Consider the following 10,273-nt stretch of genomic DNA (forward strand, 5'->3'; position numbering starts at 1 on the left):
ACTCGTGCGGGCTACACGAGTGAAGGGCACGCCATTGCTACACGATGACTGGAAATGAACGCTTCTCAGCTGATCTTGACCGGGTTAACCACGTCCGCGACTAGGACCAGGAGGGTGAAGCAGACGAAGATCCCCGCCACCACATAGGCCACCGGCATCAGCTTCGCCACGTCGAAGGGACCCGGGTCCGGGCGGCGCAGCACCCTGGCCAGGTTCCGGCGCAGCGACTCCCACAGGGCGCCCGCGATGTGGCCGCCGTCCAGCGGCAGCAGCGGGAGCATGTTGAACAGGAACAGGGAGAGGTTGAAGCCGGCCACCAGCATCAGGGCCATGGCCAGCTGTTCGGTGGGCGGGATGTCCAGAGTGAAGATCTCACCGCCGACGCGGGCCGCGCCGACCACGCCCATCGGGGAGTCCGGCTGGCGGGGGGCGCCGTCGAAGGCCGCGTCCCACAGGGCCGGGATCTTGCCGGGCAGGCTCGCGATGGAGTCGACGGCCTCGCCGAGGCGGTCGCCCATCCAGGTCACGGAGTCGCCGAAGTCCTGGCGGACGATGCCGGTGGCGGCGCTGAAGCCGAGGAAGCCGGCGGTGACGTACTGGCCCTGGACGATCTGGCCGCTGGAGTCCTTCTTGGCGACCTGGTTGGTGGCGATCTTGGCGTGCAGGGTGACGTCGTGCCCCTTGCGGTCGACGACGATCGCGACCTCCTTGCCGGGGGTGGACCGGATCAGGTCGGAGAGCTGGTTCCAGCTGGTCGTGCGCTTTCCGTCATAGGAGAGGATCTTGTCGCCGGCCTTGAGACCCGCGGCGGCGGCCGGGGCGGCGGCGTCGGTCTTCTTGCAGGTGTCGCGGTTCTCGCTCTGCGCGATCACGCACTGGGAGACCGAGCTGACCGTGGTGGTCTGCTGGCTGATGCCGAAGCCCATCAGGACGGTGAGGAACAGCGCCACCGCGAGGACCAGGTTCATGAACGGGCCCGCGAACATCACGATCACGCGCTTCCAGGGGGCGCGCGTGTAGAAGAGGCGCGTCTCGTCGCCGGGCTGGAGCTCCTCGAAGGCGGCCGAGCGGGCGTCCTCGATCATGCTGCGCCAGGGCGAGGTGGAGCGGGCGCTGATCCGGCCGTCGGCGCCCGGCGGGAACATGCCGATCATGCGGATATAGCCGCCCAGCGGGACGGCCTTGATGCCGTACTCCGTGTCACCCTTGCGCCGCGACCAGATGGTCGGGCCGAAGCCGACCATGTACTGCGGGACGCGGATGCCGAAGAGCTTGGCGGTGGAGAGATGCCCCAGCTCGTGCCAGGCGATCGAGACCAGCAGGCCGATCACGAAGACGACTATGCCGAGGATCATCATCAGGGCTGTCATGCACGCGCCTCCGCGGTCGCCTTCTGCGCTGTCAGTTCCCGGGCCCGGACCCTGGCCCAGGTCTCCGCTTCGAGTACGTCCGGCACGGTGAGCGAAGTTCCCGTACGAGGGGTGCCGTGCTCCTCGACCACCCGGGTCACGGTCTCCATGATGCCGTTGAAAGGCAGCAGACCGGACCGGAAGGCCTCGACGCACTCCTCGTTGGCGGCATTGAACACCGCCGGTGCGGTGCCCGCGAGCTCTCCGACGTGCCGGGCCAGGTTCACGGACGGGAAGGCCTCGTTGTCCAGCGGGAAGAACTCCCAGGTGGAGGCCTTGCTCCAGTCGAAGGCGGGCGCCGCGTCCGGGACCCGTTCGGGCCAGCCGAGACCGACGGCGATCGGCCCCCGCATGTCGGGGGGCGTCGCCTGCGCGATCGTGGATCCGTCCGTGAACTCGACCATCGAGTGGACATACGACTGCGGGTGCACGACCACCTCAATGCGGTCGAAGGGAATGTCGTAGAGGAGGTGTGCCTCGATGACTTCCAGCCCCTTGTTGACCAGGGTCGCCGAGTTGATCGTGATGACCGGTCCCATCGCCCAGGTGGGGTGGGCGAGCGCGTCCGCGACGGTGACGTTCGCCAGGTCGGCCTTGGTGCGGCCGCGGAAGGGGCCGCCGGAGGCGGTCACGACCAGTTTCCGGACGTCGGCCCTCGTGCCCGCCGCGAGCGACTGGAAGAGCGCCGCGTGCTCGGAGTCGACCGGGATGATCTGGCCGGGCTTGGCCAGCGCCTTGACCAGCGGGCCGCCGACGATCAGGGACTCCTTGTTGGCGAGCGCGAGGGTGCGGCCGGCCTCCAGGGCGGCCAGGGTGGGCGCGAGGCCGATGGAGCCGGTGATGCCGTTGAGGACGGTGTGGCAGTCGGAGGCGGCGGCATGGGTGGCCGCGTCGGGTCCGGCGAGGATCTCGGGGAGCGGCTCACCGGGGCCGTGGAGCGCCGTGAGCGCCTCGCGCAGCGCCGGTACGACGTCCTCGCGGGCGACCGCGACGGTGCGCACCCGCAGCCGGTGCGCCTGCTCGGCGAGGAGGGCGACCCGGCCGCCGTGGGCGGAGAGGGCGGTGACCCGGAAGCGGTCGGGGTTGCGCAGGACAAGGTCGATGGCCTGGGTGCCGATGGATCCGGTGGAGCCGAGGATCACCACGTCCTTGGGGCCGTCGCCCGCGAGCGGGTCGTACACGAGGTGGGGGTCGGCGAGAGGCGCCGGACTGGCGGGACTGTCGGTCATCCCCCCATTGTTGCGGCAACGGGCGGCCGGGAGGACAGGGCGTCCCCACCTCGGGCGGTGCGGTAATCTATATACGCAAGACTCGGCTTGATATACGAGGAGTGTCGCCATGGCCAAGACTCTGATCGACATCGACGAGGAACTGCTGGCGCAGGCGGCCATAGCGTTCGGGACCAAGACCAAGAAGGACACCGTGACCGCGGCCCTGAAAGAAGGCGTCGAACGGAAGAAGCGTGCCCTCGCGCTGGCCCGGCTGGCCGCGCAGGCCGACGCGGGCGACTTCGACATCCTTCTGGACAAGGCGAACTATCGGCGATGAACACCGCCAAATACCTCATCGACACAAGCGCCCTCGTCCGGGTCCTCAGGCAGCCGACCCTCGCCCATTGGGAGAGCCCCCTGGCAGAGGGGCTCGTCGCCCGGTGCCCGGTGACCGAGATCGAGTTCCTCTACAGCGCCAGGAACGCCGAGAACCGCGTGCAGATGGTCGAGGACCTGGATGCCCTGTTCTGCTGGACACCCCTGGACGACCGTGCGCTGACGCGGGCATGGCGGGTCCAGGAGGAGCTGACCGCGAAGGGCCGGCACCGCTCGGCGGGGACGGTGGACCTCCTCGTAGCCGCCACCGCCGAGATACAGGGCCTCACCGTGCTGCACTACGACAACGACTTCGAGACCATCGCGTCGGTCACCGGCCAGCCCACCCAGTGGCTGATGCCACCGGGCAGCCTGTAGCCGACGCGGTCGCCCTCACCCGAACGGGCGTCGGACGTTGTCCCGTCGGGACGGTCCGGGGGTCGCGTCGGCGATCCACGGGCCCTCGTCCGACGGGTCGACGATCCCCTGCTCCAGCCATGCGAAGGAACCGCCGAGCACGGCCTTGACGACCTTGCGGTCCAGGTCGTCGGTGTTCGACCAGAGCCGGGTGAACAGCTCGTCGACGCGGATGCGGGCCTGCCGGCAGAACGCGTCGGCGAGCAGGTACGCCTCCCGGCCGTGGTCGTCCTGGCGGCGCAGCAGTTCGGCGCGCACGCAGGCCGCGCTCATCGCGAACAGCTCGGCGCCGATGTCCACGATCCGGCCCAGGAAGCCCTGCTTGGTCTCCATCCGCCCCTGCCAGCGCGACATGGCGTAGAAGGTGGAACGGGCCAGCTTGCGGGCGTGCCGCTCCACGTAGCGCAGGTGGGGGGCGAGGTCCACGCCGTGGCGGAAGTCGCCGTACGACGTGGGGAGCTGGCCCGGTCCGGCGACCAGCTTCGGCAGCCATTTGGCGTAGAAGACGCCCGCGTTCGCGCCCGCCCGCGCTTTGTCCTGGAGGGACTTGTCGGGGTCGATGAGGTCACCGGCGACCGAGAGGTGGGCGTCGACGGCCTCGCGCGCGATCAGCAGGTGCATGATCTCCGTGGAGCCCTCGAAGATGCGGTTGATGCGCAGGTCGCGCAGGAGCTGTTCGGCGGGCACGGCGCGTTCGCCGCGCGCCTTCAGCGACTCGGCCGTCTCGAAGCCGCGGCCGCCGCGGATCTGGACCAGCTCGTCCGCCATCCGGCAGGCCATCTCGGAGCCGTAGAGCTTGGCGAGGGCGGCCTCGATGCGGATGTCGTTGCGGTTCTCGTCGGCCATCTGGGAGGACAGGTCGACGACCGCCTCCAGGGCGAAGGTGGTCGCCGCGATGAAGCTGATCTTGGAGCCGACCGCCTCGTGCAGCGCGACCGGCTTGCCCCACTGCTCACGGGCCGCCGACCACTCGCGGGCGATCTTCAGGCACCACTTGCCGGCGCCCACGCACATCGCGGGCAGCGAGAGCCGCCCGGTGTTGAGCGTGGTGAGGGCGATCTTGAGGCCGGCGCCCTCGGGGCCGATGCGGTTGGCGGCCGGGACCCGGACCTGGTGGAAGCGGGTGACGCCGTTCTCGATGCCGCGCAGGCCCATGAAGGCGTTGCGGTTCTCGACGGTGATGCCCGGCGAGTCGGCCTCGACGACGAAGGCGGTGATGCCGCCCTTGCGGTCCGGCGTCTTCGGCACCCGGGCCATGACGACCAGGAGGTCGGCGACCACGCCGTTGGTGGTCCACAGCTTCACCCCGTCGAGGACGTAGTCGTCCCCGTCCGGTACGGCGGTGGTGGCCAGGCGGGCCGGGTCCGAGCCGACGTCGGGCTCGGTGAGCAGGAACGCCGAGATGTCGGTGCGGGCGCAGCGCGGCAGGAAGGCGTCCTTCTGCTCCTGGGTGCCGAAGATCTTCAGCGGCTGCGGGACGCCGATCGACTGGTGGGCGGAGAGCAGCGCGCCGACCGCCGGGTTGGCGGAGCCGACCAGGGAAAGGGCCCGGTTGTAGTAGACCTGGGTGAGGCCGAGGCCGCCGTACCTGGTGTCGATCTTCATGCCGAGGGCGCCGAGTTCCTTGAGGCCGGCGATCACCTCGTCCGGGATGCGGGCCTCGCGCTCGATGAGCGCGGAGTCGATCTTCGTCTCGCAGAACTCGCGCAGCCGGGCCAGGAACTCCTCGCCGCGTCGCACGTCCTCGTCCGCCGGGAGCGGATGCGGGTGGATGAGGTCGAGCCGGAAGCGCCCGAGGAACAGTTCCTTGGCGAAGCTGGGCTTGTGCCAGTCCTGTTCCCGGGCGGCCTCCGCCACCTGGCGGGCCTCCCGCTCGGTGACGGTGGGTTTCTTGGTGGTGGGGGCGGACATCAGGGCTCACCTCGCCACAAAAGGGGGTTGTTGTGGACCGTTCGTTACCGAACAGTGCTACTGGATCGTTGGTACCCGAAACGGGCCGCACCCACCAGCCCTCGCGGTCCGATCGACTGACGAGCCGACTGTCACCCTGACCCGTCCGCCGGCGCATGCCGACCGGGTACGACGTGACGTCCCCCTGTTGCGCCAACGGGTCCTTCCGGGGGACGGTTCGGGTACGGCCCGTCTGACGGTCGTACGACCTCTTTGCGGCCGCCCCTCCGAAAGGCGCCCGGGACATCGGATCAATTCGTTGTCGAAGCGCTTCGACAACCTATGGACACCTACCCGCACTGAGGCTACTGTCGAATCACCCCCACTCGCCGTTGTCAGCAATGCGCACTGTCGAAGCGCTTCACAAAGCTTGGAGAGCTGGATGGTCACCCTCGCCGAGGTCGCCCAGCACGCCGGAGTCTCGGCGAGCACGGTGAGCTATGTCCTCAGCGGCAAGCGGTCCATCTCCACCACCACCCGGCAGCGGGTCGAGCAGAGCATCCGCGAGCTGGGCTACCACCCGAACGCGGGCGCCCGCGCCCTGGCCAGCAGCCGGTCGAACATCATCGCGCTGATGATCCCGCTGCGTACGGACATGTACGTGCCGGTGATGATGGAGATCGCGATCGCCGTGGCCACCACGGCCCGCCTGCACGGCTACGACGTCCTGCTGCTCACCGGCGAGGAGGGGCCGGACGCGGTGCGCCGGGTCACCGGCAGCGGGCTCGCCGACGCCATGATCCTGATGGACGTGGAGCTGGAGGACGAGCGGCTGCCGCTGCTGAGGCAGACCGACCAGCCCTCCGTGCTCATCGGTCTGCCCGCCTCCACCTCGGGGCTGACCTGCGTCGATCTCGACTTCGGGGCGACCGGCGCCCTGTGTGTGGAGCACCTCGCGAAGCTCGGCCACCGCGACATCGCTGTCATCGGCGAGGCGCCCGCGGTCTACGACCGGCACACGGGCTTCGCCGAGCGCACCCTCGACGGGCTCCGGTCCCGGGCCCGCGAGCTGGGCCTCAGGGTGCTGCACCGGCCGTGCGAGGGCGGGTACGACGCGATGACCGCCACACTGGCCCGGATCTTCGACGAACGCCCCGGCACCACGGGTTTCGTGGTCCAGAACGAGTCCGCGGTGGAGCCCCTGCTCGCGCTGCTGCGCCAGCAGGGCCGGGCCGTGCCCGAGGACGTGTCCGTGGTAGCGATCTGCCCGGACCAGGTCGCCGTCCAGGCCTCGGTGCGGCTGACCTCGGTCGCCATCCCGGCCCAGGAGATGGGCCGGTACGCCGTGGAGCACCTGGTCGCCAAGCTGGACGGCCGGGGCAGCGACGAGGTCGTGCTGATCGCACCCGAGTTGACGGTACGGGCGAGCACGGGACCGGCCCCGGCCGGGTCCTGAACCGCTCGCCCTGCCCCCGTGTGTCCCGCCGCGCCGGGGCACCCCATGTCTGCACTCATTCAGGAGCGCGCACGTGAACCAGCCTGCCGAACACCCGTCTGCCACCGCGCAGCCCAAGGTCAGCCTCGCGCAGTCCTCCCCCACCGTCGGCACGTTCCGCGAGCGGGACGGCGCCCTGGAGTGGAGCGGCCGCCAGGAGACGCTGCGGATCGAGCCGTGGGGTCCGGACGCGGTCCGGGTGCGGGCCAGGCTCGGCGGGCCGATCCTCCCTGGGCTGCCGGGCGCCCTGCTCGACGAGCCCCCCGCGACCGGGTCGACCGTCAAGATCGGTGACGGAGAGGGGCAGGTGACGGTCGGCGGCCTGACCGTGGAGGTGTCCGCCGAGGGGCTGGTCCGCTTCCTGCGCACCGACGACCGCTCGGAGGTGCTGGCCGAGGAGCGCGCGCACTTCTGGTGGCCCGGCTCGCGCCTGTACACCGCGGTGGGCAACGGCCACCACCGTCTGGAGCAGCGGTTCGCGGCCTACGAGGGCGAGAAGCTGTTCGGTCTGGGCCAGCACCAGCACGGGCGCCTGGACCAGAAGGGCCTGGTGCTCGACCTGGTCCAGCGCAACGCCGAGGTCTCGATCCCGGTGCTGGTCTCCAGCCGCGGCTACACCCTGCTCTGGAACAACCCGGCGATCGGCCGCGTCGAGCTGGCCGGCAACGGCACCCGCTGGGTGGCCGACTCGGCCCGCCAGCTCGACTACTGGATCACGGTGGGCACCCCGGCCGACGGACAGCGCGCCTACAGTGCGGTGACCGGGCGCTCGCCGATGCTGCCGGAGTGGGCGACGGGCTTCTGGCAGTGCAAGCTGCGCTACCGCACCCAGGACGAACTCCTCGCCGTGGCCCGGGAGTACAAGCGCCGCGACCTTCCCATCTCGGCGATCGTCTGCGACTTCTTCCACTGGACCCACCTGGGCGAGTGGAAGTTCGACCCGAAGGAGTGGCCGGACCCGGCCGCGATGGTCCGCGAACTGGACGAGCTGGGCATCAAGCTGGTGGTGAGCGTCTGGCCGTCGGTGTCCCCGCTGAGCGAGAACCATCCGGTGATGGAGCAGCGCGGCTACTTCATCGGCACCCAGTACGGTCCGACGGCGCACGCCGACTGGCCGGACAAAGAGGTGGCGTCGACCGTCCAGGTCGCCTTCTACGACGCCACCAACCCGGAGGCCCGCCGGTTCGTGTGGTCCAAGGTCAAGGAGAACTACCTGGACCCGTACGGCATCACGGCGTTCTGGCTGGACGCCTGCGAGCCCGAGCTGAAGCCGGGCTTCCAGGAGAACCTGCGCTACTGGGCGGGCCCCGGCCTGGAGGTCGGCAACAGCTACCCCGCCGAGAACGCCCGGACCTTCCACGAGGGGCTGCGGGCCGCGGGCGAGGAGGTCGTCACCCTCAACCGCTCGGCGTGGGCGGGCAGTCAGCGCTACGGCGCCGCGCTCTGGTCCGGTGACATCGGCACCGACTTCACGACCCTGCGCCACCAGATCGCGGCCGGCCTCAACACGGCCCTGTCCGGGATCCCCTGGTGGAACACCGACATCGGCGGCTTCCACGGCGGCGACCCGGACGACCCGGCCTACCGCGAGGTGATGGTCCGCTGGTTCCAGTTCGGCGCGTTCTCCCCGCTGATGCGCCTGCACGGCTTCCGCGAGCCGGGCATGCCGCTGGGCCCCGACATGACCGGCGGCCCGAACGAGGTGTGGTCGTACGGCCCGGAGGCCGGCGCGGTCCTGGAGAAGTACCTGCGGCTGCGCGAGCGCCTGCGGCCCTACGTCCTCGATGTCATGCGGGAGGCCCACGAGGAGGGTCTGCCGGTGCTGCGGCCGCTGTTCCTGGAGTTCCCCGAGGACCAGACGGCCTGGACGGTCGACGACGCCTACCTCTTCGGCCGGGACCTCCTGGTGGCCCCGGTGCTGACGGCGGGCGCGACGGCCCGGACGGCGTACCTGCCGGCGGGCGCCCGCTGGACGGACGCGTGGACGGGCGAGTCGTACGAGGGCGGCGTGGCGGTGACGGTGGACGCGCCGCTGGACCGGATCCCGCTGTTCCTGCGGGACGGTGCGGAACTACCGGTCACCGAGTAGCCCGGCCGAATCGCGACGCCTCTCGTCACCGGCCGGTTAATGTCTCAAGTCCGCGGTATGGCAGGCCAGTTGGAGGGGGTAGGCAGTATCCCCTCCACTGTCGCCCACGAAGGGTTCCGTCCCCGTGCCCATGGACCCGCTCCCCCTCACGCTCGCCAATCTGCTCCTCAGACCCGGCTTCCGCGACCGCCGCACACCGGACCGGGCCTTCGACCGGCTGCTCGACGCGGCCGGGCCCGCCGACGGCGACGAGCCGTACACCGACGACTTCCGTCACCTGCTGCGATGTTGGGCGGCGGCCGAACATCTCACCCCGGTCGGCTGGCTGTCCGCGCGCGGGCACGTCGGCCGCCATCTCGCCAACCGGGCCCGGATCCGCCGGCTGCTCGCCGAGCACCCCGAGATCGAGCGCGAGCCCGTCGAGCGCCCCGTCTTCGTGGTGGGCCTGCCCCGCACGGCCACCACGCTCACCCACGGCATCCTCTCCCTCTCCGCCGACCACCGCTGCCCGCTGCTGTGGGAGCTGCTCACCCCCGGCCTCGACCGCACGCCGGAGGAACGCAGGAGAGCGATCACCACCGCCCGCCGTCTGGTCGGCGGCATCAACCTCTTCTCCCCGCGCTTCCGGCACATCCACGACCTGCGCCCCGAGGGCCCGGAGGAGTGCACCTTCGCGCTGCCGCACACCGTGATGCCCCTGTCCCAGGCTGTGATCCCCGGCTACCTGTCCTGGCACGAGAGCCATGACTTCGGCGCCGACTACCGCTACCTCAAGCAGATCTACCAGGTGCTCCAGTACGGCCGCCCGCGCCGCCGCTGGGTGCTGAAGTCACCGCTGCACCTGGAGAACCTGGACGCCCTGCGCGCGGTCTTCCCGGACGCCACGATCGTGTGGACGCACCGCGATCCGGCCACCGCCGTGGCCTCCTTCTGCAGCCTGGTCGAGCACGGCATGACGGTGAACACCCGCCCCGTGGACCCGCACTGGATCGGGGCCACCTGGCTGGAGCTGCTCGCCCGCTCGGCCGCCCGCGGCCTGGCGGCCCGCGCCGCCGTCCCGCGCGAGTCGCTCGTCGACGTGCCGTACTCCTGGCTTGGCGCCGACCCGGCCGCGGGCGCCCCGAAGCTCTACGCGGCCGTCGGCGCCCGCTGGACCGAGGCCGAGGCGGCCCGCCTCCCGGCCGTCGCCGCCCGCCCCCGGGGACGGCGGGTGCACAGCTACGACCTGGCCCGCTACGGCCTGAGCCGGGCGGACGTCGAGCGCGCCTTCGCGGACTACAACGCGCTGCGCGCCGAGGTCGACCGGGCGTGAGCGCGGCAGGGCCGGCCCCGCACCCCACGCCGGGCCGGCCCGGCCGCTCACCAGCCCCACACCCCTCGGTCAACA

General features: G+C 70.9%; 8 protein-coding genes. 5 read left to right on the forward strand and 3 right to left on the reverse strand.

The genetic code is table 11. The features are described 5' to 3' along the window. Positions 1-65 precede the first annotated feature (65 nt). Together AB0M11_RS40170 and dxr are read right to left on the reverse strand one after the other, a co-directional pair. Complete coding sequence (locus AB0M11_RS40170; protein ID WP_365713722.1) at positions 66-1,358, reverse strand: site-2 protease family protein; 1,293 nt, start codon at positions 1,356-1,358, stop codon at positions 66-68. 8 nt (positions 1,359-1,366) lie between these two features. After that, positions 1,367-2,638 carry a 1-deoxy-D-xylulose-5-phosphate reductoisomerase gene (gene dxr / locus AB0M11_RS40175; protein WP_365713709.1) on the reverse strand — a complete coding sequence of 424 codons (1,272 nt, stop codon included), beginning with the start codon at positions 2,636-2,638 and terminating at the stop codon, positions 1,367-1,369. 109 nt (positions 2,639-2,747) lie between these two features. Between dxr and AB0M11_RS40180 the strand changes: the two genes are divergently transcribed. Both AB0M11_RS40180 and AB0M11_RS40185 read left to right on the forward strand, forming a co-directional pair. Then, on the forward strand, positions 2,748-2,957 hold the full coding sequence (locus AB0M11_RS40180) for a type II toxin-antitoxin system VapB family antitoxin (protein WP_133027381.1): 210 nt from the start codon (positions 2,748-2,750) through the stop codon (positions 2,955-2,957). Then, a complete protein-coding gene (locus tag AB0M11_RS40185; RefSeq protein WP_365713712.1) occupies positions 2,954-3,373 on the forward strand; it encodes a PIN domain nuclease in 420 nt (139 codons plus the stop codon). Before AB0M11_RS40180 ends, AB0M11_RS40185 begins: the two co-directional genes overlap by 4 nt. A gap of 15 nt (positions 3,374-3,388) precedes the next feature. On the opposite strand, the gene AB0M11_RS40190 is transcribed toward AB0M11_RS40185, so the two are convergent. Then, complete coding sequence (locus AB0M11_RS40190) at positions 3,389-5,323, reverse strand: acyl-CoA dehydrogenase family protein (protein WP_365713714.1); 1,935 nt, start codon at positions 5,321-5,323, stop codon at positions 3,389-3,391. 421 nt (positions 5,324-5,744) lie between these two features. Here AB0M11_RS40190 and AB0M11_RS40195 point away from each other — a divergent pair, with 421 nt between their 5' ends. From AB0M11_RS40195 to AB0M11_RS40205, 3 genes are all read left to right on the forward strand, one after another. Then, positions 5,745-6,758 carry a LacI family DNA-binding transcriptional regulator gene (locus AB0M11_RS40195; protein ID WP_365713716.1) on the forward strand — a complete coding sequence of 338 codons (1,014 nt, stop codon included), beginning with the start codon at positions 5,745-5,747 and terminating at the stop codon, positions 6,756-6,758. A 73-nt stretch (positions 6,759-6,831) separates the two neighbouring features. Beyond that, positions 6,832-8,886, forward strand: a complete 2,055-nt coding sequence (locus AB0M11_RS40200; protein WP_365713718.1) for a glycoside hydrolase family 31 protein — start codon at positions 6,832-6,834, stop codon at positions 8,884-8,886. 124 nt (positions 8,887-9,010) lie between these two features. Continuing rightward, entirely contained in the window at positions 9,011-10,198 is a 1,188-nt protein-coding gene (locus AB0M11_RS40205; RefSeq protein WP_365713720.1) for a sulfotransferase, read from the forward strand. Positions 10,199-10,273: the final 75 nt, after the last annotated feature.

This window comes from Streptomyces sp. NPDC051987, from assembly GCF_040680735.1.
Taxonomy (GTDB): domain Bacteria; phylum Actinomycetota; class Actinomycetes; order Streptomycetales; family Streptomycetaceae; genus Streptomyces.